We start from the raw sequence: 26,423 nt of genomic DNA, 5'->3' as shown, positions 1-26,423 counted from the left end.
AAAAATGCCCCCTCGTAGGAAAAGTCAGGCCGCGCGGACCGTGACACTGCCGCTGTCGGTCGTCAGGTCCAGGACGTGCTGGGCGGTTCCGTCGTTCTGCACGCCGATGTCCCGGTGCCCGCTGTCGCTGCCGCCCTGGACGCGGTAGGTCCCGCCCGGCACCGTCAGGTTGATGCTGCCGCTTTCGGCGTGCACCTTGACGTCGTTCGCCTGCACCAGCGTGAATTCGACGCTGCCGCTGGACGAGGTCACCTCGACCGGGCCGTTCACGTCGTCGCCGGTGATGGCGCCGGACTCGCTCCGCAGCTGCACGGGGCCGACGTTGCGCAGGTCGGTCGAACCGCTGTCCATGAACAGCTTCACCGCACCCGGGACGTCCTCGACCTGGGCGCGCCCGGAGTCGACGTGAACGTCCACAGTCGACATCCCGGCGACGTCCAGCGCGCCGGAGTCGAGGTTCCCGCTCACGGGCACTCCGTCCGGCACCATGACCTCGAAGTCGACCGAGCAGTTCGTGCCGCACGAGCCGAGCACCAGCTGGTCGCCGTCGACGCGGTAGAAGGGCCCGGACGGCTTGCTGCGCCAGTGGTAGCTGACCTCTTCGCGCACGGTCGTCTGCCCCGAGCCCTTGCGGATCTTCACCGCGCCCGAGTCGGCCTCCAGCTTCACGCTCCGGATGGTCTGCGAAACGGTCCCGGTGTTTTCGAAGTCCGAACCCCAGCCCCAGCCGAGCGCCGTCGCCAGGCCGACGCCGATCAGGACGATGCCTCCCACAGCCAGAAGCGGGCGCGCCATGCTCGTTGGTCCCCTCGGTGTTGTTTCCTCTGCGTGAGAAACGTTATGACGGGGTGAGCGGCCGGTACATGGGGGTAACCCCCCGAAAGACCCTGAGATCCCTCCCTGAGACGCAGGGGCGGCGCTCTGGGCCTAACCTGACGTTGAGTCCGGCAGTTCCGTGATCAGGAGGATCCATGCCGCAAGCACCCGGTCCGTACGAGTCCCTGCCCGAAGTGCCGTCGTTCACCCTGCGCAGCAACGACGTCGCCGACGGCGAAACCCTGGCCACGCCCCATTTGTCCGGCATCTTCGGCGCCGGTGGCGATGACCGTTCGCCGCACCTGGCGTGGGAGGGCTTCCCGGCGGAGACGAAGAGCTTCGCGATCACCTGCTACGACCCGGACGCCCCGACCGGCAGCGGCTTCTGGCACTGGGCGGTGTTCAACGTGCCGGCGTCCGTGACCGAACTGGCCTCCGGCGCGGGCGACGGCTCCGGCCTCCCCGAAGGCGCGGTGACGTTGAAGGGTGACGGCGGCGTCAAGCAGTTCCTCGGCGCCGCGCCGCCGCCCGGGCACGGCCCGCACCGCTACTACTTCGCCGTGCACGCCCTCGACGTGGACAAGCTGGAGGTGCCGGAGGACGCGACGCCGGCGCTCCTCGGCTTCAACATGTTCGGGCACACGCTGGCCCGCGCCGTGCTCACCCCGGTCTACGAGAACAAGGGCTGAGGTTTCCGGGCCCGGCGCTGTTGCCGATCGGCAACGGAGCCGGGCCCGTTTTTGTCGGACCCCGATGACACACTGCGCTCATGTCACCACCGATAGCGACTCCCCGGTCCAGAGCGCTGGGGTTCGGACTGCGGAAGGCACGGAAGGCGCGCGGGTACGGGCTGCGCGAACTGGCCCGCGCCACCGGCGTGCACGCGGCGGAACTGTCCAATTGGGAGCTCGGCCTGCGCGTGCCCAAGATCGAGGAGGTCGCGCTCCTGCTCGGGCAGCTGCGGGTGCTCGGCGAGGAGCGGGACAGGCTGTTCGAGCTGACTCGCACCGCGCGTGAGCCGAACTGGGCCGAGAAGGAGATGCCGGACGCGCCGGCGATCCTCACGACCCTGGCCGAGTACGAGCGCACCGCCGCCGCGATCTTCAGCTGGCAGCCGATGCTGGTGCACGGCCTGCTGCAGACGCCCGACTACGCCCGGACCATCCTGTCCTACGGCGGTTCTCCCGCGCAGCTCGTCGAGCAGCGCCTGCGGGTGCGCATGGTCCGGCAGGCGGCCATGCGCGAGTACCGTGCGCCGGACTGCTCGTTCCTGCTCGGCGAGGTCGCGCTCCGGCAGCGGATCGGCGGCACCGAGACCCTCACCGACCAGCTGCGCCACCTCCTCGATCTTCCGCGGCGGCTGGCGGTCCGCGTGGTGCCGTCCGGCGGCGATTTCCACCCCGGCCTCAACGGTTCCTTCGCCGTACTGCAGTACTCCGACCTGCCCTCGATCGTCTTCTTGGACCAGCATCGCGGGAGCGCCTACATCTACGATGAGGAGCAGGTGGCGGACTACAAGTCGGCCGCGAAGACCGTGACATCCCTCGCCTTGGACGTGGACGAATCCCGCGCGTTCATCGAGGGGGTGATCGCCGAACTGGAGGCCTGACGTGACCTGGCGGAAGTCGACCTACAGCGGCCAAGAGGCCGATTGCGTGGAAGTGGCGCTCGCCCAGGTGGTGCGGATCCGCGACACGAAGGACCGCCCGGGCGGAACCCTCGAAATCACCACCCGATCGTGGGACGCCCTCCTCACCGACCTGCGTTAGCCGACGAAGTTCGCCGCGTGGGGCCCTTCGCGCTCGAGGTAGTGCCCCCGGGTGTGCTCGGCGAAGCCGAACTGGCGGTACAGGCCGTGCGCGTCGGCGGTGTGGAGCATCCAGCGGAACTGCGCGCCGGGCCCGTTGTCGATCATCTCGCGGACGATCTCCTTGCCGAGACCGCTGCCGCGGGCGGAGTCGACGACGAAGACGTCGGCGAGGTAGGCCGAGGAGACGCCGTCGGAGAACGCGCGGGCGAAGCCGACCATCGAGCCGCCGCGGTAGGCGCCGACGACCCGCCACGAGCCGGCGATCGCGGCTTCGACCTGCTCACGCGTGCGCCAGCGGCCCCAGTAGGCCTCGGTGGAGAGGAACTTCCACACCACGTCGAGGTCCAGCCGGGCGCGATCGTCGTCGAGTTCGTAGTCACCGAATGTGCGCATGATCCGAAACTAAGGGAGGGGTCAACGGGGTTTCAGCAGGTAGTCCACCACCGGCCGCAGCTCATCGGCCGACGGCGGCCCGTCGTCGATCAGGCCCTGGATGAGCAGCCCGTCGATACCCGCGAGGAAGACCCGGAAGGCCACCTCGTCGTCGTGGCGGACCATCGAGGTCAGGACGTCCAGCCAGCGCCGGGCGGCGGGGCGCAGCTCGGGCTTGCGCGCGGCCAGGAGGTACAGCTCGTACTCCGCCATCGTGCGCCCGCGCCGCGGCCCGAGCGCCTCGGCGAGCAGGGCCGCGACCTCCTCGGCGCCACGTGACCCGCGGGAACGGGCCCGGTCGATCATCCAGTAGACCTCGGTCGCCATGTCGCGTGCGCACGAGATCAGCGTCGCGACCAGGAGGTCGTCCAGCGAAGAGAAGTGGTAGGTCGTCGACGTCGTGGGTACTCCGGCCTCGGCCGCGACCGTCCGGTGGGTGACGCCGGCGACGCCGTCGCGCTCGATGATCCGCAGCGTGGCCTCGATGAGCTCGGTGCGCCGCTTCTCGCCGCGCGCCTTCCGGCCGTCGACTTGGAGCTTCACCATAGGGTGAAAACTACCTGAACGATCGTCCCAAAACAAAGAGCGACGTACACCACATCGGTGGGACTTAGGGCCACTCAACGGGTTACTCATCAGTAAGGACGGTTAGTCTCCCGGCACCACCACAGTTTTTCCCGGACGAAAGGCACCCGAACGATGGGCGCTCTCCAACTGACGCTCGGCGGGATCTCCGTCGTGCTCGGCCTCGTCGCCTGGGGCATGTTCGCCGCGACGATCGCCCGTTTCGTGCGGGTGATCCGCCTCGGGCAGCCCGACTCGACGCGCAACGGCCCCTTCATGCCGCGCATGAAGACGCTGATCAAGGAGTTCGCCGCGCACACGCGGATGAACCGCAAGCGCAGCGTCGGCCCCGCGCACTGGCTGGTCATGTGGGGCTTCCTGCTGGGCTCGCTCGCCCTGTTCGAGGCCTACGGCGAGGTCTTCGTCCCGACCTGGGGCTGGCCGATCCTCGACGACTTCCCGCCGTTCCAGCTGCTCATGGAGCTGCTCGGGCTCGGCACGATCGTCGGCATCCTGGTGCTGATGGCGATCCGGCAGCGCAACCACCCGCGCCGCGCCGACCGCCAGTCGCGCTTCGCCGGCTCCAACTTCAAGTGGGCGTACTTCATCGAGGCCGTCGTCCTGATCGAGGGCATCGGCATCATCGGCGTCCGGGCCGCGAAGTCCGCGCTGAACACGCACGAGGGGCCGCTGTGGGCGTCCTTCGTCTCGAACCCGATCGGCCAGCTGCTGCCGGCCAGCCCGAACCTGGTGACGATCTTCGCGTTCGTCAAGCTGATGAGCGCCACCGTCTGGCTGATCGTCGTCGCGCGGACGATGACCATGGGCATCGCGTGGCACCGCTTCAGCGCGTTCTTCAACATCTACTTCAAGCGCGAGGCCGACGGCGGCGTCGCCCTCGGCGCGCTCAAGCCGATGATGAGCGGCGGCAAGGTCCTCGACCTCGAGGAAGCCGACCCGGACGAGGACACCTTCGGCGTCGGCAAGATCGAGGACTTCAGCTGGAAGGGCTGGCTGGACTTCTCCACGTGCACCGAGTGCGGCCGCTGCCAGGAGCAGTGTCCCGCGTGGAACACGGGCAAGCCGCTGTCGCCGAAGCTGGTCATCACGCAGCTGCGTGACCACGCCTACGCGAAGGCGCCGTACCTGCTGGCCGGCGGCAAGCGCGACATGGCCGGGGACGAGATCGGCCTGTCCGGGGACAACATGTACGCCGGGATCGACGTCCTCGCGATCGCCGAGTCGCAGAAGGCGCTGGTCGGAGACGACGGCGGCGTCATCGACCCCGACGTCCTGTGGTCCTGCACCAGCTGCGGCGCGTGCGTCGAGCAGTGCCCGGTCGACATCGAGCACGTCGACCACATCGTGGACATGCGCCGCTACCAGGTGATGATCGAGTCGTCGTTCCCCAGCGAGCTGAACGGCATGTTCAAGAATCTGGAGAACAAGGGCAACCCGTGGGGCCAGAACGCCAAGGACCGGCTGGCCTGGACCGAGGACCTGGACTTCGAGGTCCCGGTGTTCGACGGCGAGCTCGGCGACACGGAGTACCTGTTCTGGGTCGGCTGCGCGGGCGCGTTCGAGGACCGTGCGAAGAAGACGACCCGCGCGGTCGCGGAGCTGCTGCACATGGCGGGCGTCAAGTACACCGTGCTCGGCTCGGAGGAGTCCTGCACCGGTGACCCGGCTCGCCGCGCCGGCAATGAGTTCCTGTTCCAGATGCTGGCGCAGCAGAACGTCGAGATCCTGAACTCGGTGTTCGAAGGCCGCGAGCGCAAGGCCCGCAAGGTCGTCGTGACCTGTGCGCACTGCTTCAACACCCTCGCCAACGAGTACCCGGAGCTGGGTGGCCAGTTCGACGTCGTGCACCACACGCAGCTGCTGAACCGCCTGGTGCGGGAGAAGCAGCTGGTGCCGGTGGCGCCGGTCGCCGAGGACGTCACCTACCACGACCCGTGCTACCTCGGCCGCCACAACAAGGTCTACGAGGCCCCGCGCGAGCTGGTCGGCGCGACCGGCGCACGGCTGCGCGAGATGCCGCGGCACGGCGACAAGTCGATGTGCTGCGGTGCCGGCGGCGCGCGGATGTGGATGGAAGAGAAGATCGGCAAGCGGATCAACATCGAGCGCGTCGACGAGGCGCTCGGCACCGCGCCGTCGAAGATCGCCACCGGCTGCCCGTTCTGCAAGGTGATGCTGAACGACGGCCTCACCGCACGGCAGAGCGACGGCTCGGCGAGCGAAAAGGTCGAGATCGTCGACGTCGCGCAGATGCTGCTGGAAGCGGTCAAGCGCAAGCCGGAACCGAAGCCGATCGCGCTCGGAGCGCCGTCACTCGCGGAGGAGTGACACATTTCCGGAGAACGCACGGCCCCGGTCAGCACCCCTGACCGGGGCCGTTTTCCGTGATCGAAACTTTCTGGATTTCGTAGCCATTCCACTACCCGTTGTCACAAGTTTGTCCTGTCCCGCACGCCCACGAGCTGGGATTTTCCTTCAGTAATCGTTTTCCTGAAAAAAGTTCATGATAATCACCGAAATGGCCCATCAGGTTAAGGAGAAACAACAGCCAGAACCCTGGACATGCGGCGTATCCTGGCCTTTCCTCGCCGCCGCCGACGCCAGCGAGGCACCTTTGACGATCACAGAAACAGGGGGCGGCACGGATGGCCGACGACCGGCGGACCACCACGACCGGGCGACACGCTCTCCAACCCCTACCGGAAGACACCCGGCCCAGCGCCGACTACGTCCCCATCCAACGCACGCTGGTGCGCCCGTACGTCCTCACCCGCGGCCGCACGCAGTCGCGGCGGCACCTGGCCATCGAAGCCATGGTCTCGACGCGGGCCGGCGCGCACTGGGACGGCGCCCGGCTGACCGGTGAGTTCCGCTCGGTGCACTCGCTGTGCCTGCACCCGCGTTCGGTCGCCGAGGTCGCGGCCACGCTGAGCGTCCCGCTCGGCGTCGTGCGCGTGCTGCTCGACGACATGGCCGAACAGGGCCTGGTCACCATCCACGACAGCCGCACCGGCGCCGACGGCCGTCCGGCGATGGCACTCATGGAACGCGTTCTGCACGGCCTGCGCCGCCTCTGAGCACTACGCTCACCAAGGTGAGCGAGGAACCCGCGAACTCCGGTAGCTCCGGTGGCGAAAGCACCCTGACCGTCCTGCTCGCCGGTGGGGTGAACCTGGCGATCGCGGTGATGAAGCTGATCGCGGGCATCATCACCGGCTCGGGCGCGATGCTGTCCGAAGCAGCGCACTCGGTGGCCGACACGATCACCGAAGTCCTGCTGCTGACGGCGTTGAAACGCTCGGAACGCCCGGCCGACCGCGTCCACCCCTTCGGCTACGGCAAGGAGCGGTACTTCTGGTCGCTGCTCGCCGCCGTCTCGATCTTCGCCTCGGGCGCGATGTTCGCACTGTACGAGGGCATCTCGACGCTGTTCGGGCACGGCGAGGCGCAGAGCACGTCGCTGCTCAGCTACATCGTGCTGGCCGTGGCGTTCCTGCTCGAAGGGACGTCGTGGATCCAGGCCGTGCGCCAGGTCGTCCGCGAGTCGAAGGCCGAGGACCAGCCGCTGTTCACGTACCTGCGGCTGATCGACGACCCGACACCCAAGACCGTCCTGTTCGAGGACTCGGCCGCGCTGATCGGCCTGCTGCTGGCCTTCGGCGGCATCGGGCTGCACCAGCTCACCGGCTCGGAGGTCTGGGACGGCGTCGCGTCGATCGCCATCGGCCTGCTGCTCGCCTGCGTGGCCTACCTGCTCGGCCGGACCAACCGCGGCCTGCTCGTCGGACGGCAGGCCCACCCGCGGCTGGTCCGCGCGATCCGCGAGCACCTCGTCGGCGCCCCGGAGATCGAGGCCGTCGTGGACCTGCAGACCATGCTGATGGGCACCGACCAGGTGCTGGTCTGCACCCGCGTGGACTTCGACGACTCGCTCGGCGCCGCGGACCTCGAGCGCGCCTGCGTGCGGCTCGCGTCGGAGCTGACGGAGTCGTTCCACGACGTCACCGAGGTGTTCATCGAGCCGGTGCCGCGGTCGGATCCCGAGCTGCGGGCCACGGTGCTGGCGCGGTACGGCGACATCGCGGAGCGGTGGAACAGGCCTTCTTAGTACCCGAAGTCCTGGACCCAGTACCAGCCGTCGGTGGTGAGGCCGACGCCGATCTTCTTGAGCGAGCAGTTCAGGATGTTGGCGCGGTGGCCTTCGGAGTTCATCCAGGAGTCCATGACCTGCGCCGCGGACGTCTGCCCGCGCGCGATGTTCTCCGCGCCCGGCTTCGGGTAGCCGGCCTGCTTGATGCGCTGGTCGAACGTCGTGCCGTCGGGACTGGTGTGGGAGAAGAAGTTCTCGTCCGACATCTTATCGCTGAAGTCCTGCGCGGCCTTGGTGACGTGCGATTCCTCGGTCAGCGGCTCGCAGCCCGCCTTGGCACGCTCGTCGTTGACCAGGGAGATGACCTGCGCGGTCGTGGACGGCGCGACCCGGGCCGCGGGCTTGGTGCTGGTCGGCGGCGGGGCCGCGGACGTCGACGGCTGCGGGCTCGCGGACGTCTCGGTCGTCGCGGGAGCCGCGCTCGACGTCGTCGGGGCGGCGGAGGTCGTCTGCGTGCCGGGCCGACCGGGGGTGGTGGTCTGGACCTGGCCGCCGGCGAGGTCGGTTCCGCTGCCGCTGCCGGCGCCGGCGGGCGCGTTCGGCAGGACCAGCGCCGCGGCGCCGAGCTCGGCGGTGTTTCCTTCGGCGGTGGCCATCCAGGTGCCGGCCGCGGCGGAAAAAACGCCGAGCAGCACACTGAGTGACACCATCACCACGTGAGCACGTTCACCAATGGGGGACACGGCGCAGGAACGTATCACGGAACAATTACGGCGAGAACCCTACGAACGCACTGGTCACATTTCCCGTCGGTGACGGGTAGGGATTTCGAGGCAATCGGACGCTTCCCCGTTACTCCATTCAGCCCATTCGGACGACGAACGTCGACTCACCGGAGGCGCTCACCGGACGACGGGTCGGGTCTTGACCGGTGGCCGTTGCTTTGCTCGTGAAGCCAACTTTTCCGGCGACGGTTGTGCAGGTGTACGAGATTTCCGCATCGACGGCCAGCTCGGGCGCGGTGTGCGCGCAGGCGGGCGTGTGGTCGTCGACGACCCGCACGTCGGCGAGCGGGACGTCACCGGTGTTCTTGACCAGGATGGAAAAGGTGACGGTGCCGCCTTCGCGGACTTCGTAGGGAGCCGCGTCTTTCATCACGGCGATCTCGGGGTGGACGATGTCGACTTTTGCGTCACCGGCCGATTGCACGGTGCGACCGGTCGGGTCAATTCCGGTGACGTCCAGGGTTTGCGTGAAGTCGTCGCCGGGCGCTTTGCGGGTGCAGGTGTAGGTACGCACCGCTCCGGCGGCCACGGTGCCGAGCTTGTTCGCGCAGGTCGTTTGTTCGTCCACAACGGACACCGCGGTCAGCGGGACGTCACCGGTGTTGGTCACGGTGACGGTGAAGGTGACGTCGTCGCCGGCGCGGACCGTCCGGGGTTTCGCGTCGGCGGTGAGCTTGACGGCCGGGTGGATGACGTCGATCTCGTCTTCGTCCTGCGCGGTCACCGGTGGGCCGATCGGAGGGGTGGCCGTCACCTTTGCCGTGCTCGCCTTGTCCTCGGCCGGTGCCGTTGTGGTGCAGTCGAACTTCTGCGTGGCACCGGCTTCGAGCTGGTCGAAGGTCTTGGCGCAGGAGCCGCTTCGGACGTCGACGGCGGTCAGGGGGACGTCGCCGGTGTTGGTGACGGTGAGCGTGGCGGTGACGGTGTCGCCGGCGCGGAAGGGGCCGCCGTGGATGTCCTGGGTGAGCCGGAGGGCGGGGTGCAGGACGGTGTACGAGGCGTCGTCGGTTGCGCTGACCTGGCGTTTCACCGGATCGGTGCCAGTTGCGGTTGCCGAGCTCACGAAATTGTCGGTGCCGGCGTCTACCTTGCAGGAGTGGCGCTGCCGGGCGCCGGGAAGGAGGGTGCCGATGGACTGAGCGCACGCCGGCGTCCGACTGTCCACAAGGGACACGTCGGTCAGCGGGACATCGCCGGTGTTCGCGACGACGAGGGTGAAGGTGACGGTGTCACCGGGCCGGACGCGCGCGGGTGCGGCGTCGTCGGTGACGGTGATCGCGGGATGGATGACGTCGACGGCAGCCTGGGCCGTGGCGGTCACCGGACGGTTCGTGGCGTCGGTTCCGGTGGCCAGCACAACGGCGGCGAAGTCGTCTTCCCCGGCGGCTTGGGTGCAGCTGTAGGTCTGCTTGGCCTGCGGTTCGAGCCGGCCGAGGGTCTTGGTGCAGTCCCGCGCTCGCTCGTCGGCGACGGTGACGTCCTGGAGCGGGCTGTCGCCGGTGTTGGTGACGGTGATGGTCGAGGTCACGGTGTCGTGCGGGTGCACGACGGCGGGGTCGACGGTCCTGGCGACCGCCACGGCGGGATGGATGACATCGACGGCGGTGGTGGAGCCGGCGGTGACGTCAGGGCCGACGGGCGGAGTGGCGGAAATCCGGAAGCTGCGGGTGACGTCGTCGGCCGGGGCGGTGGTGGTGCAGGCGAAGTCCCGGGTGGCGCCGGGAGCGAGGGCGCCGTCGAGGGCTTGCGTGCACCCGGTGGCTTGGTCCGTGGTTCGCGGGCGGTTGGCGTGTGACTCGCTGCCTGGGGGCTCCGCCGGCTGGGCGGTGGCCTGGCTGCCGAGGCCGGGTTGAGCGCTGGCGGGCACGCCGGTACCCAGCGGGGCGGCAGCCCGCCCGCCGAGCGCGCGGCCGCCCGCGGCCTGCGCGTCCGTGACCCGGAGTCCGGCCAGCGGTACGTCGCCGGTGTTGCGGACCGTGATCCGGAACGGCACCTTGTCGCCCTCGCGGAACGGGCCTCCCGTCACCTCGGCTGTCAGCGCGACCGCCGGGTGCTGGACCGCAAACCCCGCCTCGGCCGCCGCCGAGACCGGGCGGGCGGTCGGATCGGTGCCCGTCACCGTCGGCTTGTTCGCGAACCCCGCCGGGCCCGCGACCGTCGTGCACGTGTACTCCTGCTGCGCCTGCGGCTGGAGCGCGCCGAACCGCTTCGCACACGACGGCAGCCGGTCGTCCGTGACCGCGACCTCGGTCAACGGCACGTCGCCCGTGTTGGCCGCGGTGATCGTCCAGGTCACCGTGTCGCCCTCGCGGACCGCGGCCGGCGTCGCGCGGACAGCCAGGCTGACCGCCGGGTGGATCACGTCCACCGCCGCGTCGTCGGTGACCTTCACCGTGCGGCCGAGCTGGTCCGTGCCGGTGGCCGTGGCCGTGGTGGCGAAGTCGTCCGGTCGGGCCGGCGCGGTGCACGTGTACGTCGCCGTCCCGCCCGGGGCCAGCGCGCCGATCGCTTTGGCGCACGCCGGGAGGTCGTCGGCCACCGTCACGTCGGTCAGCGGGGCGTCGCCGGCGTTGGCGACCGTCATCGTGAACGTGACCGGGTCGCCGGCGCGGGCGATGGCGGGCGCGGCCTCCGCGGTCAGCGTCAGGGCCGGGGTGAGCACCGTGACCGTCGCCGACGCGGCGGCCGTCACGGGCCGGCCGGACAGGTCGGTTCCGGCCGCCGTCACCCGGGACGTCGTGGTGCGCGGCGGGTTGGCCGTGCACGTATACGTCTGCGTCGCGCCTGCGGCCAGGCCGGCGAACGTGCGGGAGCACGCCGTCGTCGTGTCGTCGGTGACCTCGACCGGGGCCAGCGGGCTGTCGCCGGTGTTGCGCACCGCGACCGTCCAGGTGACGGCGTCCCCGGCGTGGACCACCGGCGGGTCCGCGGTCTTGGTGATCTCGACCGCGGGCGCGATCGTCGGCGCCGGTGCGGCGGCCGTCGCCGTGACCTGCTTGCCGAGCTCGTCGGTGGCCTGGGCGCTCGCGGTGTTGACGCCGTCGGCGATCGGGGCCTTCGCCGTGCACGTCGTCGTGCGGCTTTCGCCCGGCGCGAGTGCTCCGGCCAGCGTGCACGACGGTGTCTTCGGGTCGGCGACCTGGAGGGCGGAGAGGCCCGTGTCGCCGGTGTTCGTGACCTTGATGGTGAAGGTCGCGTCGTCGCCGGCGCGGTACGCGGGCCGGTCGGCTGTCTTCGTCATGCCCAGCGCCGGGTGCAGGACGTCGACGTGCGCGCTGGCTACACCGTCGAGGGCGTCGCCGAGCGTCGTCGTGCCGGTCGCCTTCACCGTGTTCGTGAAGTCGTCGGGCGGGGCGGTTCCGGTGCACGTGTAGCTGACCGTCTGGCGCGAGGCGAGCGTGCCGAGCGGTTTGGCGCACTCCGGGACGGCCTCGTCGGCGACCTCGACTTCGGAGGCCGGGACGGCGCCCGGGTTGGTCACGACGACGGCGAACGTCACCGGCTCGCCCGCGTGCACCTTCGGCTGGGTCGCGCGCACGGCGATCTGCAGCTCGGGCACCGGCACCGAAAACGCCAGGTTCTGCGCGAGGATCGCGTCGCCGCTGGTGACGATGCCGAGCTTCGTGCTCGTCGCGCCGGCGGGGATGCTGTCGACGTTGAACGCCTTCGCGTCCACGCTGAAGTTGTTCTTCGCACCCGGTGCCGCGGCGTTGTCGGCGTTGGAGACGAAGAAGTTCGACGTGCCGCCGGTCGCGGGCTCGGCGGCCGGGGTGCCGTCGACCAGGAACTGGTCGCCGGACGCGCCCCAGTCGCCGTCGTAGGCCGTGGCGCCGAGGTGGGCGTCGGCGGCCGTCGCTCGGAAGCCGGTGATCGTCGTTTCGGTCGCCGGGGCGCCGGCGGTCTGGTGGACGTGGCCGTCGTAGACGACCACCTTGCGCTTGTTCGGCGCGTAGTCCGCGTTGCGCTCCGGGTAGGCGTAGACGAGCGCGATCGACCAGCCGCCCACGCAGTCGAAGCCTTTCGGCGCCCAGACGTTCCCGACCGTCACGTCGAACAGCGCGGGGACACCGACGAACCGGCTGGTGACGTCGGTGTGCGCCGAGTAGTACCCGCCGTCCTCGGCGTACCCGGACGGGGCGACGTCCACGGCTGGCGCGCTGCCGACCTTCAGCCGGACGTTCTGCTTCGCGGGCGTCCCGGGCGGCGCGACCGCCCCAGGGCCGCACGTCAGGCTGCCGGCCCAGTTCAGCCGGGCGAAGACGACCCGCGCTCCCGGTGGAACGCCCACCGACGCGCTCGCCGAGTCGAACGTGGCCGGGTCGGCGTCGACGTCGGCCCACTGCATGAAGAAGTCGTCGTTGGCCAGGGTGTCCTTGCGGTCGGCGGTGTTCGCGCACGCCGCCGGGGTCGCAACCGTCCCGGCGGTCGCCGCGCCGTCGGCGGCGACCGGGCAGCGCAGGACGCCGTTGCCCGCGTAGACGAAGTCGCCGTAGACCACGTCGTCGTAGCCGACCGCGAATGCCGGGGCGGCGGCCGCGCCTGCCGCCGGCACGAGCGCCGAGGCCAGGAAGACCAGTGCCAGCACGAAAATCGGGCGAAGCGGTCTTTCGGGCAACGGCACTCCTCGCCACCTCCAGGGCCGAGACGACCTTGGGAGCGTGGCACGGGACCCGGTTCTACGCCTTCAAACTCACTCTTTCGTGGACTCGGTCAGCTTCGCCGTCGACTCGTGGGTGAGCGCGGTGGCGGCCCGGGTGAACCCGATGATCGTCCGGAGTTCGTCGTCGGTGTAGCGGGCGCAGAGCTCGTACATGCCCTTGACCAGGTGGTCCCACAGATGCACGCCGCTCGCGATGGACTGCAGGTCGAGGGCGATGAGGACCTTGCGCCGGTCGTCCGGGTGCGGCTCGCGGTTGACGATGCCCTTGCGTTCCAGCCGGTCGATCATCGCCGTCACCGACGCCGGCGCGAGCCCCGACAGCCGCGCGAGGTCCTTCGGCGTCTGAGCGCCGAAGCGCGCGAGGTAGTCCAGGACCTTGCTCTCCACCGCCGACAGCCCCCGGGTCTCGGAGATCGCGGTGTGGAACATGACCGTCTCCGTCGACAACTCCCGCGACCTGAGCAGGACTTCTTCGACGAGTTCCGTTCGCTCGCTTGACACGGCGACCAGCCTAGCCCACTCTTTAGTTCGACAGAACGAATTAGTTTCTAAGACATTCGAGGGGACGAACGACATGACACGGGCACTGATCATCGGGGGCGGCGTCGCGGGCACGATCACGGCCATCGCCCTGCACGAAGCCGGGCACGAGCCAGTGGTCTTCGAGGCGTACGAGCGCGACTCCGAGGGCGTCGGCGCGTTCCTCACGCTGGCCGTCAACGGCCTCGACGCCCTGCTCCCGCTGGGGTTGAAGGACGTCGTCCGCGGCGTCGGCTTCGACTCGCCGCGGATGTCGATCGGCCTCGGCAACGGCACGCGGCTCGCCGAATTCCCCCTGGGCGGCGCCCTCGCGGACGGCACGGTGAGCCAGACCGTCCTGCGCTCCGACCTCTACGTCGCGTTGCGGGACGAGGCCGTCCGGCGCGGCATCCGCGTCGAGTATGGCAAGCGCCTGACCGGCGCGAGCCAGACGAAAACGCAGGTCAGAGCGGAATTCGCGGACGGTTCGCACGCCGAGGGCGACCTCCTGATCGGCGCCGACGGCCTCCGCTCGCGGGTCCGCACGATCATCGACCCGGACGCGCCGTCGCCGCGGTACGTCCGGCTGCTGAACACCGGCGGGTTCGCCGAAGGGCTCGACCTGCCCGACGAGCCGGGCGTGCTGAACATGGTGTTCGGCAAGCGCGTGTTCTTCTGCCACGTCGTCAGCCCGGACGGCCGCGTCTGGTGGTTCGCGAACCCGGCCCGCAAGACCGAGCCGTCCGCGGCCGAGCTGAGGGCGCTGAGCGGGGAAGACTTCCGGAAGGAGCTGCTGGGCCTGGTGGCCCGCGACCGGACGCCGGCCACCGAGATCATCCGCGCGACCCGGAAGATCTACCCGGCGTGGCCGACGTACGACTTCCCGACGGTCCCGGTCTGGCACCGCGGCCGCATGGTGATCATCGGCGACGCGGCCCACGCGACGTCACCGGCGGCGGGCCAGGGCGCTTCGATGGCCATCGAAGACGCCGTCACGCTGGGCAAATGCCTCCGTGACGTGCCGGACCTCGAGCAGGCGCTGGCCGCATACGAGAGCCTGCGCCGCGAGCGCGTCGAAGCGGTGGTCGCGGCGGGCAAGCGCAACGGCGACGACAAGGTGATCGGCCCGGTCGGGCGGGTGGTCCGCGACTTCTTCATCAAGCGGGCGTTCTCGAAGCCGTTCGACGAGGACCCGAACGGCTTCATGTGGAACCACCACATCGACTGGGACGAGAAAGTTAGTCGGTGATCTTTTCCCACGTCTCGGCACGAACAAAGTTCTTGTACGCACGACTTGGGGTTGGCCCCCGCTGCCCCTGGTACCGCGAGCCAGCCTCAGTCGACCCGTACGGGAACTCAGCTGCGCTGTACAGCCTGAAGATGCAAAGTTGACCTATCTTCATGCCTGGCCAGAGAGTAATCGGAAGGTTGGCGACGTTGGACAGCTCCAGCGTGATGTGACCAGAGAACCCAGGGTCGATGAACCCGGCCGTTGAATGAGTCAGCAACCCCAGACGACCAAGCGAAGACTTACCTTCAAGCCTGCCTGCTAGATCATCTGCGAGAGTGATGACCTCACTCGTCGACGCAAGCACAAACTCACCCGGGTGCAGAACGAAGGGATCCTCGCCCTTCTTCTCGACGAGCGAAGTCAGCTCATCTTGTTGCAACTGTGGGTCAATGTGCGTGTACTTGCTGTTGTCAAAGACACGGAAGTAGCGATCAAGCCGCACGTCAATACTGGATGGCTGGACCATGGCCGGGTCGAAGGGCTCGACCCCGAGCCGGCCTGAGTCGAGCTCTTTGCGGAGGTCACGGTCACTGAGCAACACGGCAGCAGCGTATAGGCACATCTAGACATGAGCCAATCTCCACGCTGCGCAGAGCTAAAGCTCACTAAACTAGGCGGCCCGCATGTGCTGCGCGTAGGTGGTATCGGGCGCGAAGATCTTCTCGAGCCGCTTGACGTACCCGCGGCGCCCGGCCCGCCCGATCCGTTCCTGCAGCGCGGTGGCCCCGGGGATCAACCGCCGAACGGTCTCGGCGGCGAAGTTGACCCCGGCCACGGCCACGATCGCGGCCTGCGCCACGGGATCGTTCGGCAGCCCGAGGAAGTCGGCGTTGGTCTTCCCGAGCACGAGCCGGCTGATGGAGGAGTGCACGGCGACGGAGACGTGCGAGAGCACCTTCCCGACGGCCCCACGCCCCTCGCCAACGGCGGCATTGGCCTCGATCAGCGCCTTGGCCAGCCGTTTCGAGTCGTCGTCGGGGATGAACTCGGTGGCGGCGAGCAGCCAGAGAAGCCGCCAGGCGTCCTCTTCGGAGGTGGGCAGCAGCTCGTCGTCGACGCCCATGAGCCAGCCGATGTACCGCCAGAGGTGCAGGATGTCCCCGCGCTCGCGGGCGGAGTAGCGCAGGCCGAGCAGCTGCGTCCCGAAGACGTAGACGAGCGAGAAGAGCAGAAGAGTCCCGGCGGTCTGCACCTGGTTGACGGGCCGATCCCAGGCGGCGTAGTCCCAGTCCTCCCGCCGGTTCATGGCGGCCCGCACGTGGGCGTGCACGAGCCGGATCCGCAGCGCGGAGGCGTAACCCTTGCCGCCGTGCTTGAGCGCACCGGGCGTGGTGACATCGATCCACCAAGCGGCGGTCTCGACGAGCCGCCGGGTGGCCTTGTGTTCGATCTCACCGGTCCCGACCAGCGCTTTCGTGGCGCGCGAAGCGAGGTAGCCGCCCATGAGCGACATGTCACCGAGCGGGAACAGGCCGAGCAGCCCGGCCCGCGTGATGGCTTTCGCACCCCGCTCGAGCCGTTCGTCATCAACCCAATAGGGCTTGGCATCGACCTGGTCGAAGAAGTCCTTGAGCGGCCCGGTCGCCTGGCCCCGACCCTGCAACGCCGCTTCGAAGAGGGCGCGCCCCTGCCCGCTGGGCTGCTGCACCATCCAGGCGACAACGTCGTCGGCGAGCTTGTCCTGGAGTTGGGCAAACTCACGGACGCGCGCGATCTGGCGTTCGTCACCTCGGATGTCACCCTCGATGAACAGCCGCTGGGCCAGCCGGAACCCGCCTTGCCGGAACAGCTCGGGCTCGTCCATGCCAGCCACCTCCAGGGTCGACAACGAGTGTTGTCACATGACGCGCTCAAGTCAAGGAGGGAGGGTCCTGGACAAGGGGATCACCACGCCGTGTATGCTAGCGACGCACTGCGGATGTAGTTCAATGGTAGAACATCAGCTTCCCAAGCTGAATACGCGGGTTCGATTCCCGTCATCCGCTCTCAGCAGCAAAAGGGGTATTTCCCGACTCGGGAGAAACCCCTTTTGCTTGTCTTAGCGCCGGACTATTCGGTTATCGACGGCCTCGTCACGGATTCGCGCCACCATGGTCAACGCGACCGCCAGCCCGGCCGTCGGTGCGACCGTGGCTCCCAGTACCGCGCGAAGCAGGATCCCGCCCGGCGCCAGCAACAAGACCAGCAAGCTCAACCCGGCCACGACCCCCCACACCGTGACGACCCGGCCGGTTTGCTTGCGCGCGACCAGCACGGCCACCGTCAGCATCGTGGCCGCCAGCGCCGTTCCCGACCACCCGAGGCCGGCCATCGTCCACGCCGACACCGCGAACTTGTCCCGGTACAGCAGGTGGAACACCCACGGTCCCACCACATACGCGACCGCGGCCACGACCAGACCGGCGGCCAGCGTTCCCGCTGCACCCAAAGCGGCGAACCGCCGCAACCGGCGTGCGCCGTCGGGTAGCTGCAGCACCCGCACGACGGTTGGGACCGCCAGAGTCTGGACCGGTGCCAGCACCAGCAACAGGGGAGACCGCAGCAGGGACACAGCGAGGAACAACCCGCCCAGCGCGTCCTCGCTCCCGCGCGGCGCGACGAGCTTCACCACGGCCGGGTAGCCGGTCAGCACGCTTGCGGTCAACGCCGCGCTGAGGACCAACCCCAGCATCCGCCGCCACAGCGCGCCCCACGGCTCGCTCGCCGGCCTCCGCTCGACCAGGCGGCGCACCCGGAAAGCGAACGGCAGCCACGCACACGAGCCGGCGGCCACCGCGATCGCCAACCAGGTCAGCCCGCTGACGCCGGCCACGACGAAACCGGCGAACAGCACCAGGCGGGCAGCGGCCTCGGCCAGCAGGATCGCCGAGTAGCGCCCGTTCTGCCCGGCGCCGACGAACAATCCCCGTATCGCGTACAACGCCGGAAACGCCACAATGCCGCATCCGGCGACCAACGCCAGTTCCCGGTGCTGATCGAACAGCTGCGCGTTCACCGCCGGCACCGCCAGGACGGCAGCCACCGCGATCGCCACGGTCTGAGTCACCGCGAAGGTCCGGGCAGCACCCGAATCCGGTCGGTGCCCTTGCGCCGCAGCCATCGCGGTTTGCCGGGACAACTCCTGCTCCACCGGCGAAAGAGCGCTGCCAACGCCCATCAGCAATCCCCAAAACCCCAGAAACACCGCGTTTTCGACGGGACTGAGGTGTTTACCGGCCAGCAGGAGCAGAACATAACCCGTCACGGATGTCGCGATGACCGTGGCACCGAGCCCGCCGACAGCACCGGCACGGGACCGACGGCGTTCACTCCCGGACGAGACGTCTCGATCAGCGCTGCCACCGCGCGCTGAGTCATCCACCTTTTCTCGCCGCATCACAAACCCCTCGCCCTTGCGTTCGGCCTCGCCACCTTTCACCAGCCTCAAGATCATAGAGCAGTTGCAGGCGCCGCGATCCGCCAGCCGAACCTGGGTATGTCAACGCCGCTGCCGCGGAAGTTGACGGATTTTCCACCACGAAGAGCGGACGACGCCACACCTCGTGATCTTTAGCATTTCGTTCTGCCACAACAGAAATGCCAAAAACATCGTTCATCTATCGAGAGGCAGCTCGTGATTTCCACGCTCAAGTCCGCCGGTGCCGCAGCCATCCTCGGGGTCGCCGCGGCCGGCGCGATCAGTCTCGCCGGCCCTTCCGTCGCCGACGCCAAGACCGCGACCGTCCAGGACTGCGGGCTTTCGCAGGGCCTCCTGCACTGGGCCTACACCAACTGCGGCAACGCGCCGGCCCGCGTGCGCTTCCTCCACATTCCTCTTCACGGCTCGCAGTGGACCAACACGCTGTGCATCGCCAAGGGCGCCGTCGTGACCGTCGGCAACGCCGCCGCCGAAAAGGTCTCGGCAACCGAACTCCAGGGCCCTTGCGTGCCCTGACGCACAAAGACATCCGCAACGCGCGGGGCGAGCCGTGGCATCCGACGGCTCGCTCCGCGCTTTCAGTCACGCTCCCCCGACGGCCAGGCGAAGCCGTTCCGATAAGCGAAGATCACCATCTCCGACCGGCTGGACACGTCGAGCTTGCGCATCGCCCGGTGCAAGTGGGTCTTGACCGTGGATTCGCTGACCACCAAGGCCTGGGCGATGTCGGTGTTGCTGCGCCCCGCGGCGACAAGCCGCACGACCTCGGCTTCCCGGCGTGTCAAGCGCCCCAGCGCGACCGAAGGCCTTCCGACAGGCAGCAATCCACGACGATGTGCGTCGACCAGACGACGCACCGCCCACTGAGGAAGCCGCAGTTTGCCGTGGGCGACAAGGGCAATCTCCTCGACCAGCTCGCGTGGTGACACCTCTTTCGACACTGAGCCGACAGCCCCCGCGCGTACCGCGTCCAAGACCAGGTCTTCGTCTCCGACAGTCGCTGTGATCATGATCCGCGGGCCTGCGCCGAGGCAAGCGGCCTGCATCTGATCGACCAGGCCCACGCCGCGGCGGTGCAGCAAAACCGCGTCCAGGATCACAACCTGCGGTGTTGTTCGATGCAGGGCCAGTAGCAATCCGGCGGTATCGGCAGCTTCCCCGACCAGCTGACACACCCGGGACTCTGTCAGGACAGCCCGAATTCCCATACGCGCCAGCTCATTGCTCTCCGCTGCAACAACGGTGATCAAAGGCTACCGCAGGCGTCGTTGAATAAAACCTTCTTCGAGACGATCGAAACCACGCGGAAAATTGGGTAACCCACCCCAAGCCACCTCCCCTGTGACCCGATCAAACCTAGCAATCGAAGATCATCAAGGCCACCGGCCAACCGAGTGAGATGCGCGACACAAACGCGTAGAACGCTAAAGCAGTCCGATTCTGGCGCGCAAATGCGCCACATGCGCGGCGGGCAAGCCGGTTTCCTCCGCACGAACCAACGCCTCGAAAGCCGCCGCAGAAACCAAGCGGTGCAACAACTCCGCCCGCGAGGCGTGCCACCACGAGTAATCCTCCAGCCCCGGCAACGCGTCCACCAGTGCCAACGCCGCAGCCGGTCCGTCGCGTTCCGCCACCGCCGCTGCGCGGTTCAACCTGACCACCGGGGTGTCCTGGACCGTCAACAACACGTCGTACCAGGAAATCACCGCGTCCCAGTTCGTCTCCGCATATGACGGTGCCAGGTCGTGGCACGCCGCGATTGCCGCCTGGACCACGTACGCGTTCGGGATCGACGGTGTCCGGCGGAGCCCTCGGCCCACCAGTTCGACGCCCTCCTTGATCAACGACGCGTCCCACAACGACCGGTCCTGCGAAGCGAGCAACACCGGTGACCCCGACGAGAAGCGGGCCGCGCGGCGGGCGTCCTGCAGCAGCACCAAGGCCAGCAACCCCAGCGCCGTCGGCTCGTCCGGCATCAACGACGCCAGCAACCGCGCCAATCGGACGGCCTCGGAAAGAAGAGAAACCCGGCCCGTGTAGCCCTCGTTGAAGATCAAGTACACCGTCGAGGCCACGCCGGCCAAGCGGGAGGGCAGTTCCTCCGCCGGGGGCACCCGGTACGGGATCCGCGCGGTCGCGATCTTCTGCTTCGCGCGCGTCAGCCGCTTCGCCATCGTCGCTTCCGGGACCAGCAACCCCCGGGCGACCTCGGCTGTCGACAACCCGCCCAACGTCCGGAGCGCCAACGCCACCTGCGCGTCCAGGGACAACGCCGGGTGGCAGCACGTGAACACCAGCCGCAGGAGGTCGTCGCGGATCGTCACCGGGTCTGGGTGGGGGTCCACCGGTGGCATGGCGTCCGCCTCCTTGCCGAGCCGCTTCGCCTCGCGGCGGACCACGTCCACCGCTCGGCGGCGGGCCGCCACCAGGAGCCAGCCGCGGGGGTTGGCCGGGACACCGTCGCGCGGCCACGTCTCGAGCGCGCGCACGACGGCGTCCTGCACCGCGTCTTCGGCCAGGTCGACGCTGCCGGTGACGCGGACCAGGGTGGCCAGTACCCGGGTGCCCTCGTCCCGGACCAGCCGCGCGACCGCGTCCCCGGCGCCGGTCACTTGCCGAAGTCGACGACCGGGCGGACCTCGATCGCGCCGTCCCAGGCGCCCGGGATGCGGGCCGCGACCTTGACCGCCTCGTCGAGGTCGGCGCATTCGAGCAGGTAGAAGCCGGTCAGGGCCTCCTTCGTCTCCGCGTACGGGCCGTCGCTGGTGACGATGTCGCCGCCCTTGCCGCCGGTGACGCGGACCGTCGTCGCGGTGGCCGTCGGGTACAGCGCCGCGCCGCCGCGGATCACCGCCGCCGCGCCCGCGCCGAACTCGTCGTAGTCCTTCATCATGTCCGTCGCCTCGGGCGTGGTCGGATCGATGTCGGTGGCGTAGATGATCGCGGCGTACTTGGGCATGGGGTGCTCCTCGCGGGTCCTGACCGGCGCCGATCGCCGGTCCTCACTGTAAGGACGAACGGGCGAAGCCGCGCCGGGACACTTGTCGCGAAGAAAGTCCGGCGGGCAGGGTGAACGGCATGGGAGAGCCCGCGCTGTTCGGTCCGGACTTCGATCGCGACCCCTCACCGGCCTACGCCTGGCTGCGCGAACGGCCACCGCACCGGCTCGACTTCCCCACCGGCACCTGGGCCTGGCTCGTCACGCGATACGCCGACGCCGTGACGGCGCTCAACCACCCGTCCCTGGTCAAAAGCCCCTCGGCGGGCAACGAACAGTGGCGGCGGTCGGGCATGGGCCTGCCGCTCGACCACCGGCCGTCCCTCGCCTCCAACATGATCAACACCGACCCGCCCGACCACACGCGGCTGCGGCGCGCCTGCGCCGGCGCGTTCGGCCCACGCCGGATGCAGCGCCTGCGTGAACGCGCCCAGCAGGTCACCGACGAGCTCATCGACACCGTCGAAGCACGCGGACACGGCGACCTCGTCACCGGCCTCGCCTACCCGCTGCCGATCGCGATCATCTGCGACCTGCTCGGCGTGCCCGAGTCCTACCGCGAAGACGTGCACGAGTGGTCGCTCGTCATCGACTCCGCCGACGACACCGACGGCTCGAAGGTCCGCGAAGCCACCGACGTGCTGGAACGCCTGGTCACCGAGGTCGTCGAGGCCAAGCGGAAAACCCGCGGCACCGACCTGATCAGCGACCTCGTCGCGCAGGAGGCCACCGGCAAGCTCTCCGCCGACGAAGTGACGTCGACGGCCTTCCTGATCCTGATCGGCGGCCACGAGACGACCGTCGGGCTGGTCGCGACCGGCGCGCTCGCGCTGCTGACCCACCCGGACGAAGCAGCGAAAGCCCGGACCGACCCCGCGCACCGCGCCGCCGTCATCGAGGAGACGCTCCGGCTGCACGCGCCGCTGCAGAACGCGACCTGGCGGTTCCCCACCGAGGACGTCGAGATCGGCGGCCGTCTCATGCGGCCGGGCGACCCGATCCTCGTCTCCGTGCTGGCCGCCGACCGCGATCCCGCGATGTTCGACGAACCGGACGCCTTCCGGCCGGGACAGCGGGCCGGCGAACGGAAACACATCGCGTTCGGCGCCGGGCTGCACCTGTGCATCGGCGCGGCACTGGCCCGGCTGCAGGCCGACGTCGCCTTCGAGACGCTGCTCCACCGCCTGCCGACAGCCCGGCTCGCCGTCCCCGAGGAGGAACTCACCTGGTGGCCGAGCCCGATCACGCGCGGGCTCTTCCACCTGCCGATCGAGGTTCAGCCCTCGACGAGCTCCCAGTCCGAATCCGGCGTCTCCCGGTCGTAGACCTGGCCCGGCGCGGCCTTCAGCACGCTGCGCACGTCCGGGTACAGGTTCGCCACGTGCTCCAGCTCCAGGCCCTCGACCTCGAAGTCCTCCGCCTCGGGGACCTCGAACCCGACGAACAGCCAGGTGCCGTCCTGCTCGCGGACGACCTGGCGGACCGCGCGGACCGGCTGCTGCGGGCCGGTCGGGATCTCGGTGAGGCCGCTGCTGATCTGGGCTTCGTCGTCCGGCGAGCCTTCGTACTTCCAGGCCGCGCGGCGCTGGGCCAGCAGGCGGATGTCCTCGTCTTCGTCGTCGGAGCCGGTCACCGACGACAGCAGCCACGTGCGGCGCTCGGGGTCCCAGTCGGCGGCCATCCCGGTCGGGAGGTCCGCCAGCGCGGCCAGCTGCGGCAGCAGTTCGACGGCTTCGCGCAGCGACATCTTGCCGAAGCTCTCGCGGTTGACCACGACGTCATCGGACAGCTCGGTGCCGTCGCTGATGAACCAGTCGTCCTCGTCGTCGAGCACGACGAAGCCCAGCGCGTCGGGGTCGTTCACCAGGGCCAGCGCGATGATGACCGGCCCTTCCGGGTCCTGGCGCAGCGGCCATTCGGTCGACATGAGCCATATCCCACCATCGGGCGACCGCGGGCCGCGAGCCGGGGTCACCGCTCGATAAATTCATCGCGCGTTGATATTATCGGCTCATGGTGCTGCCCAAGGGACTCGCCCGCTTCAACCGCGTGGTGACCAACCGGATCAACAAGTACGTCGTGAACTGGGCTCCGGGCTTCGGGCTGCTCGTCCACAAAGGACGCAAATCCGGCAAGGAGTACCGCACGCCGCTGAACGTCTTCCGCACCGATGACGGCTTCGTCATCGCGCTCACCTACGGCCCGGACACCGACTGGGTGAAGAACGTGCTGGCCGCGGAGAGTTGCACCATCATCACCCAGCGGAAAAATTACCGCGTGCACTCACCCGAACTCGTGCATGATGAGTCGCGCCGGGCGATGCCGACGCCCGTGCGCCAGTTCCTCGGCTTGCTGGCCGTCAACGACTTTCTGCTGGTGAAACGGGAGTAGGGATGATCGAGGGGGAACTCGTCCGGCTGCGCGCGCTCGAGCCGGAGGACGCGGACAAGATCTTCGACTGGGTGCACGACCCCGAGGTCGGCCGCTGGATGGTCAACGACTACCCGCGCTCGCGCGCGCAGATCCGCAAGCGCTGCGAGGAACGCCCGCTCAACACGTACGAGCTGGTCGTGCTCGGCATCGAGACCAAGGCCGACGGCAGGCTGATCGGCGTCATCGACCTCCGGGACGCCCGGCCCGAGGTCGGCAACGCCGAACTGGACGTCTACATCGGTGACGCCGAATACCGCAACGGCGGCGGCTACGGCACCGACGCCCTGCGCGTGATGTGCCGCTACGGCTTCGAGTTCATGCGCCTGCACATGATCACGCTCTGGGTGGTCGCCGAGAACGAGCGCGCCCGGCACGTCTACCGCAAGATCGGCTTCTCCGAAGACGGCCGGCACCGCGAGGCGTTCGTCGGCGAGGGCGGCCGGCGCCACGACATGATCCTGATGAGCATGCTCAAGGGCGAGCTCAAGTGAGCAGCCGGCGTGGCGCCTTCCGCCGCCACGCCTCTTCCAGCAGCTCACGCAGCTGATCGACGTCGACCCGTTCGAGGTCGACGATGATCGAGCCGTGCCCGTCGTAGTGCGGGGTCGTGAAGAAGGCCGCGTCGCCGGAATCCAGCAACGCGGCCTTCTCGTCGAGCCCGCACATCACGACCAGGCCGCCTTCGGCCTCGGTGCGCAGCCGCGCGAAACCCTTGCCCGCCACCTTCAGCGCGGGCGTTCGGTACCACGTCGACGCCTCGACCTCGGGCAGTTCCGAGGCCAGGCGCACGACGTCTTCCCAGGTCGTCATCAGTCCATTGTCGACCAGGTGTCTTGCAAAAACGGGAACTACGGCAGGCGGGTGATCCGGTCCGCCGCGGGCGGGGCCAGGTTCGGGTGGGCGCCCAGGTAGGCGATCAGCGCGTCGAGGTCCACCGGGCCACCCGACAGGTTGGTGCCCTTGGTGAACTCGGCGAAGCCATCCCCGCCGGCGGCGAGGAAGTTGTTCACCGACACGCGGTACGACGCGGCCGGGTCGACCGGCGTGCCGTTGATCGTGATGTTCGAGACCCGCGAGCCGATCGGCGCGGCCGCCGAGTACGAGTAGTGCAGCGAGCTCGAGATCTGCAGGATCTTCGTGCCGGCCGCGGTCCACTGCTGTTCCAGCACGTTCTTCAGGTTCGCACCGGTCAGCGTGATCGTCTGCATGATGTTCGAGAACGGCTGCACGGTGAACGCCTCGCCGTAGGTCACCACGCCGTCGCCCTCGCCGTTCGGCGACGACTTGTACGTCAGGTCGGCGCGGATGCCGCCCGGGTTGGTGATCGCGACGACCGCGTTGTTCGACTGCGTGCCGGCCAGCTGCGCGTCGGCGATGACGTCGCCGAGCGGCGATTCACCCGCCGCGTTGCCCGCCGCCGGCAGGTCGGCGGTGATGGTGCCGACCTGCTTGTTCGCGATCGGCGCGGACTTGGTCTTGGCCTCGGCGACCAGCGCGGCCACCGCCGGGTCCGGCGTGACCGTGCGGGTGACGATCTCGTTGAACGCCTTGGTCTGCGAGCGCACGACGTCGCGGGTCTTCAGGCTGATCTTCAGGTCCACCACCGAGAGCAGCCTGCCGAACGACGATCCCTGGATGACCGGCCGCGGCTGGCCCGCCGGGTCGTTGATCACGCAGTTGTACTGCTGGTGGCTGTGCCCGGTGAAGAAGGCGTCGACCTTCGGCGTCACCGCGGCGGCGATCGCCGCGGCCGGGCCGGGGCGCAGCTTGCAGTCGTTGGGACCCTCGACCTCGGTGCCGTCGCCCTGGTGCATCAGCACGACCTGGGCCTTGACGCCGAAGTAGTCGAGCAGGTTCGACGTCCGGTTGATCGCCTCGACCTCGTCACCGAACTTCAGGCCCTTGATGGCCTCCGGCGTGACGACGGACGGCAGGTCCTTCAGCGTGGCGCCGATGACGCCGATCGGGACGCCGCCTTCGAACTTGACGGTGAACGGCAACAGCGCGGGCAGGCCGTTGGTGAAGTACACATTGGACCCGATGAACGGGAACTTCGCCCCGTCGAAGGTGCTCTGGAACTGGCAGCCGTCGGTCGGGTGGCAGCCGCCGAACTGCATGCGCTGCAGTTCCTTGTAGCCCTCGTCGAACTCGTGGTTCCCGACGACGGACGCGGTGACGCCGAGGGAGTTCAGGAAGTCGATGGTCGGCTCGTCGTGGAAGAGCGCCGAGGTGAGCGGCGACGCGCCGATGTTGTCCCCGGCGGACACGACGAACGAGTTGCGCACCTGCGCGCGCAGTTGCTTCACGTGCGTGGCCAGGTAGGCGGCACCGCCGGCGTCCACAGTGGTCCCGTCGGACTGGACGACCCGGCCGCTGGAGCCGGACGGCGGTTCCAGGTTGCCGTGCAGGTCGTTGAACCCGATGATCCGGACGTCGGTGGTGGGATCCGGGCGCTGGCCCGCGGACGCGGGTGCGGTGGTCACCGCCGTCGTAGCCAGCGCGGCCGCGGCCAATACCGCGAGCCGGGTCGAAAGCCTCATGAGTGTTCTTCCTCCGATTCGCGCCCAAGGTCCCCGAACGGGCGCA

General features: G+C 68.9%; 26 protein-coding genes and 1 tRNA gene. 12 read left to right on the top strand and 15 right to left on the bottom strand.

Features of this window, described 5'->3' with window-relative positions:
• Positions 1-24: 24 nt before the first annotated feature.
• Positions 25-795, bottom strand: coding sequence for a DUF4097 family beta strand repeat-containing protein (locus ABZX11_RS02335; RefSeq protein WP_354909095.1), 771 nt, complete (start codon positions 793-795; stop codon positions 25-27).
• 176 nt (positions 796-971) lie between these two features.
• On the opposite strand from ABZX11_RS02335, the gene ABZX11_RS02330 reads away from it, so the two are divergent.
• The 3 genes from ABZX11_RS02330 to ABZX11_RS02320 all read left to right on the top strand — a co-directional run bounded on the left by ABZX11_RS02330 (position 972) and on the right by ABZX11_RS02320 (position 2,585).
• Complete coding sequence (locus tag ABZX11_RS02330; RefSeq protein WP_354909093.1) at positions 972-1,505, top strand: YbhB/YbcL family Raf kinase inhibitor-like protein; 534 nt, start codon at positions 972-974, stop codon at positions 1,503-1,505.
• A gap of 80 nt (positions 1,506-1,585) precedes the next feature.
• Positions 1,586-2,425, top strand: coding sequence for a helix-turn-helix transcriptional regulator (locus tag ABZX11_RS02325; protein WP_354909090.1), 840 nt, complete (start codon positions 1,586-1,588; stop codon positions 2,423-2,425).
• 1 nt (position 2,426) lies between these two features.
• Entirely contained in the window at positions 2,427-2,585 is a 159-nt protein-coding gene (locus tag ABZX11_RS02320) for a DUF397 domain-containing protein (protein WP_013230878.1), read from the top strand.
• Here the strand turns inward: ABZX11_RS02320 and ABZX11_RS02315 are convergent.
• Both ABZX11_RS02315 and ABZX11_RS02310 read right to left on the bottom strand, forming a co-directional pair.
• Positions 2,582-3,019 (bottom strand): GNAT family N-acetyltransferase, encoded by a 438-nt coding sequence (locus ABZX11_RS02315; RefSeq protein ID WP_354909087.1) that lies wholly within the window; start codon positions 3,017-3,019, stop codon positions 2,582-2,584. The two genes, ABZX11_RS02320 and ABZX11_RS02315, sit on opposite strands and share 4 nt — an antisense overlap.
• Before the next feature lie 21 nt (positions 3,020-3,040).
• Positions 3,041-3,601, bottom strand: coding sequence for a TetR family transcriptional regulator (locus ABZX11_RS02310; protein ID WP_176178057.1), 561 nt, complete (start codon positions 3,599-3,601; stop codon positions 3,041-3,043).
• Between the two features lie 156 nt (positions 3,602-3,757).
• On the opposite strand from ABZX11_RS02310, the gene ABZX11_RS02305 reads away from it, so the two are divergent.
• The 3 genes from ABZX11_RS02305 to ABZX11_RS02295 all read left to right on the top strand — a co-directional run bounded on the left by ABZX11_RS02305 (position 3,758) and on the right by ABZX11_RS02295 (position 7,751).
• Positions 3,758-5,971, top strand: coding sequence for a (Fe-S)-binding protein (locus ABZX11_RS02305; RefSeq protein WP_176174009.1), 2,214 nt, complete (start codon positions 3,758-3,760; stop codon positions 5,969-5,971).
• A gap of 317 nt (positions 5,972-6,288) precedes the next feature.
• Positions 6,289-6,720 (top strand): DUF742 domain-containing protein, encoded by a 432-nt coding sequence (locus ABZX11_RS02300; RefSeq protein WP_176174008.1) that lies wholly within the window; start codon positions 6,289-6,291, stop codon positions 6,718-6,720.
• Positions 6,721-6,737: 17 nt separating this feature from the next.
• Positions 6,738-7,751 (top strand): cation diffusion facilitator family transporter, encoded by a 1,014-nt coding sequence (locus tag ABZX11_RS02295; protein ID WP_354909084.1) that lies wholly within the window; start codon positions 6,738-6,740, stop codon positions 7,749-7,751.
• Here ABZX11_RS02295 and ABZX11_RS02290 read toward each other — a convergent pair.
• From ABZX11_RS02290 to ABZX11_RS02280, 3 genes are all read right to left on the bottom strand, one after another.
• Positions 7,748-8,449, bottom strand: a complete 702-nt coding sequence (locus ABZX11_RS02290; protein ID WP_354909082.1) for a CAP domain-containing protein — start codon at positions 8,447-8,449, stop codon at positions 7,748-7,750. The two genes, ABZX11_RS02295 and ABZX11_RS02290, sit on opposite strands and share 4 nt — an antisense overlap.
• A 145-nt stretch (positions 8,450-8,594) precedes the next feature.
• Positions 8,595-13,139, bottom strand: coding sequence for a hypothetical protein (locus ABZX11_RS02285; protein ID WP_354909079.1), 4,545 nt, complete (start codon positions 13,137-13,139; stop codon positions 8,595-8,597).
• Positions 13,140-13,208: 69 nt separating this feature from the next.
• Positions 13,209-13,679 (bottom strand): MarR family transcriptional regulator, encoded by a 471-nt coding sequence (locus ABZX11_RS02280; RefSeq protein ID WP_176174005.1) that lies wholly within the window; start codon positions 13,677-13,679, stop codon positions 13,209-13,211.
• 73 nt (positions 13,680-13,752) lie between these two features.
• Between ABZX11_RS02280 and ABZX11_RS02275 the strand changes: the two genes are divergently transcribed.
• Positions 13,753-14,946, top strand: a complete 1,194-nt coding sequence (locus tag ABZX11_RS02275) for an FAD-dependent monooxygenase (RefSeq protein ID WP_354909076.1) — start codon at positions 13,753-13,755, stop codon at positions 14,944-14,946.
• On the opposite strand, the gene dcd is transcribed toward ABZX11_RS02275, so the two are convergent.
• Positions 14,936-15,529, bottom strand: a complete 594-nt coding sequence (gene dcd / locus ABZX11_RS02270; RefSeq protein WP_354909074.1) for a dCTP deaminase — start codon at positions 15,527-15,529, stop codon at positions 14,936-14,938. The two genes, ABZX11_RS02275 and dcd, sit on opposite strands and share 11 nt — an antisense overlap.
• Before the next feature lie 69 nt (positions 15,530-15,598).
• Entirely contained in the window at positions 15,599-16,792 is a 1,194-nt protein-coding gene (locus ABZX11_RS02265; protein WP_354909071.1) for an oxygenase MpaB family protein, read from the bottom strand.
• 110 nt (positions 16,793-16,902) lie between these two features.
• Here ABZX11_RS02265 and ABZX11_RS02260 point away from each other — a divergent pair.
• Positions 16,903-16,973, top strand: a tRNA-Gly gene (locus tag ABZX11_RS02260).
• Between the two features lie 53 nt (positions 16,974-17,026).
• Here ABZX11_RS02260 and ABZX11_RS02255 read toward each other — a convergent pair.
• Positions 17,027-18,406 (bottom strand): hypothetical protein, encoded by a 1,380-nt coding sequence (locus ABZX11_RS02255; RefSeq protein ID WP_354909069.1) that lies wholly within the window; start codon positions 18,404-18,406, stop codon positions 17,027-17,029.
• A gap of 195 nt (positions 18,407-18,601) precedes the next feature.
• Here ABZX11_RS02255 and ABZX11_RS02250 point away from each other — a divergent pair, with 195 nt between their 5' ends.
• Complete coding sequence (locus ABZX11_RS02250; protein ID WP_354909067.1) at positions 18,602-18,922, top strand: hypothetical protein; 321 nt, start codon at positions 18,602-18,604, stop codon at positions 18,920-18,922.
• Between the two features lie 62 nt (positions 18,923-18,984).
• On the opposite strand, the gene ABZX11_RS02245 is transcribed toward ABZX11_RS02250, so the two are convergent.
• The 3 genes from ABZX11_RS02245 to ABZX11_RS02235 all read right to left on the bottom strand — a co-directional run bounded on the left by ABZX11_RS02245 (position 18,985) and on the right by ABZX11_RS02235 (position 21,365).
• Entirely contained in the window at positions 18,985-19,656 is a 672-nt protein-coding gene (locus tag ABZX11_RS02245) for a response regulator transcription factor (protein WP_354909064.1), read from the bottom strand.
• A gap of 174 nt (positions 19,657-19,830) precedes the next feature.
• A complete protein-coding gene (locus tag ABZX11_RS02240; RefSeq protein ID WP_354909061.1) occupies positions 19,831-21,018 on the bottom strand; it encodes a DUF6596 domain-containing protein in 1,188 nt (395 codons plus the stop codon).
• The gene (locus ABZX11_RS02235; protein WP_043787244.1) at positions 21,015-21,365 is read right to left on the bottom strand and encodes a YciI family protein; all 351 of its coding nucleotides are present in this window, start codon (positions 21,363-21,365) and stop codon (positions 21,015-21,017) included. The genes ABZX11_RS02240 and ABZX11_RS02235 overlap by 4 nt, the downstream gene beginning before the upstream one ends.
• A gap of 119 nt (positions 21,366-21,484) precedes the next feature.
• Here ABZX11_RS02235 and ABZX11_RS02230 point away from each other — a divergent pair, with 119 nt between their 5' ends.
• On the top strand, positions 21,485-22,729 hold the full coding sequence (locus ABZX11_RS02230; protein ID WP_354909059.1) for a cytochrome P450: 1,245 nt from the start codon (positions 21,485-21,487) through the stop codon (positions 22,727-22,729).
• Here the strand turns inward: ABZX11_RS02230 and ABZX11_RS02225 are convergent.
• Positions 22,681-23,331, bottom strand: a complete 651-nt coding sequence (locus tag ABZX11_RS02225; RefSeq protein ID WP_176173989.1) for a hypothetical protein — start codon at positions 23,329-23,331, stop codon at positions 22,681-22,683. The genes ABZX11_RS02230 and ABZX11_RS02225 overlap by 49 nt on opposite strands.
• An 86-nt stretch (positions 23,332-23,417) precedes the next feature.
• Between ABZX11_RS02225 and ABZX11_RS02220 the strand changes: the two genes are divergently transcribed.
• Positions 23,418-23,795, top strand: coding sequence for a nitroreductase family deazaflavin-dependent oxidoreductase (locus ABZX11_RS02220; RefSeq protein ID WP_176173988.1), 378 nt, complete (start codon positions 23,418-23,420; stop codon positions 23,793-23,795).
• A gap of 2 nt (positions 23,796-23,797) precedes the next feature.
• Positions 23,798-24,328, top strand: coding sequence for a GNAT family protein (locus ABZX11_RS02215; RefSeq protein ID WP_176173987.1), 531 nt, complete (start codon positions 23,798-23,800; stop codon positions 24,326-24,328).
• On the opposite strand, the gene ABZX11_RS02210 is transcribed toward ABZX11_RS02215, so the two are convergent.
• Together ABZX11_RS02210 and ABZX11_RS02205 are read right to left on the bottom strand one after the other, a co-directional pair.
• Positions 24,321-24,647, bottom strand: a complete 327-nt coding sequence (locus ABZX11_RS02210) for an MmcQ/YjbR family DNA-binding protein (RefSeq protein WP_176173986.1) — start codon at positions 24,645-24,647, stop codon at positions 24,321-24,323. The two genes, ABZX11_RS02215 and ABZX11_RS02210, sit on opposite strands and share 8 nt — an antisense overlap.
• A 38-nt stretch (positions 24,648-24,685) precedes the next feature.
• Positions 24,686-26,377, bottom strand: coding sequence for a bifunctional metallophosphatase/5'-nucleotidase (locus tag ABZX11_RS02205; RefSeq protein ID WP_354909054.1), 1,692 nt, complete (start codon positions 26,375-26,377; stop codon positions 24,686-24,688).
• Positions 26,378-26,423 lie beyond the last annotated feature (46 nt).

Source organism: Amycolatopsis sp. NPDC004169, from assembly GCF_040610315.1.
Taxonomy (GTDB): Bacteria; Actinomycetota; Actinomycetes; order Mycobacteriales; family Pseudonocardiaceae; genus Amycolatopsis.
Note: the sequence above shows the minus strand (reverse complement) of the source record. Positions and strands in the feature narration are given on the sequence as shown.